Genomic DNA, 1,094 nt, shown 5'->3' on the forward strand with positions numbered 1-1,094 from the left:
ATCATGTGTAGGATCAAGAATAGTTGCTGATTTTTCATCTATCTCGACTTCTGTGTCATCATTTTCTATATGAATAGGAGATGGCCCTGAGTGGTTTGTTACATCAATCTCCTTTTTTATTCTTTTTATCAAATCCTTGATACTAAGTTTCTTCGATGAATTTAATTCCCTGTTGTTAAGCTCATTACAGACAATACAAAATTGCTCAATGTAACGGTCTAAATCTAATGAGATGGAGTGCTTTTGCATCTCTTTACCAGTTAAAAATTCTTTAAAATTGCTGGTGTTAAATTCATCGATTTTTTTAATTTCATTGGTAATTTTGTCACATGGTATTTTTTTTTCCCCACGGTCTTTAAATTGGTTCTGCAGTAACAGTTTTAATGCATAACATAGTTGATTAAATTTCTTATGTACTCTTTCATCATCTACTATTCGCTTAAAATCTATCAGTTTTGTGTTGGTGATAGGCTCTTTATCTTTAGAACTAGAATTCGGTAAACTGATAAGTTCTTTGAGCATTTCACAAATTAATCCAGTCAACAGATAACCATACTGACGCCCTTCTTGTTCAATTTTAGTCCATTGAGTTAAACCAGCCAGAATTTTATGTTCCGTCACAATTCTCTTTTTTTTAATAGTAACCTGGATTTTTTCTGCAGCAGCATACAACTCATTCTTATTTTGAACGTCTAAATCTTTTAAAATAGCTTTTTTTTCACCAAGTGACTGATTTAACCACTTTTCCAATATTTTGATTTCTTCGTGTAGATCTGACAATCCATCAGTATTAGTCATACAGTTACCATAATTTTTCAGGGTAAAAATTGATTTTCAGGTTTCGTTCTAACTTGAGCTTGAAGTTTTTAGGCAAACCAAAATATTTTTTATAAGTTCTTTGAGTCAATTTTTTAACACAACGCTGCGGTTTTGACTCCACTCTCATATGTTCTGATAACTTCAGACTTAAGGCCTCGGACAATTGAGTAAAAAAACAAGTAAATAGCACAGCATGCACCTCTTTATGTTGGTGCTTTTTAACCTCTTCAGTTTCTTCAGGAGCTACATCAATTGTATCGAGTAACCACTTTAAA

2 pseudogenes are annotated in these 1,094 nt (G+C 32.3%); both read right to left on the reverse strand.

Annotated features, from left to right (window positions below):
• Positions 1–798: pseudogene (locus ACNPNW_RS06360) on the reverse strand (hypothetical protein); the annotation flags it as partial.
• A gap of 4 nt (positions 799–802) precedes the next feature.
• Positions 803–1,094 (reverse strand): annotated as a pseudogene (locus ACNPNW_RS06365) (transporter); the annotation flags it as partial.

The organism is Acinetobacter endophylla, from assembly GCF_053543775.1.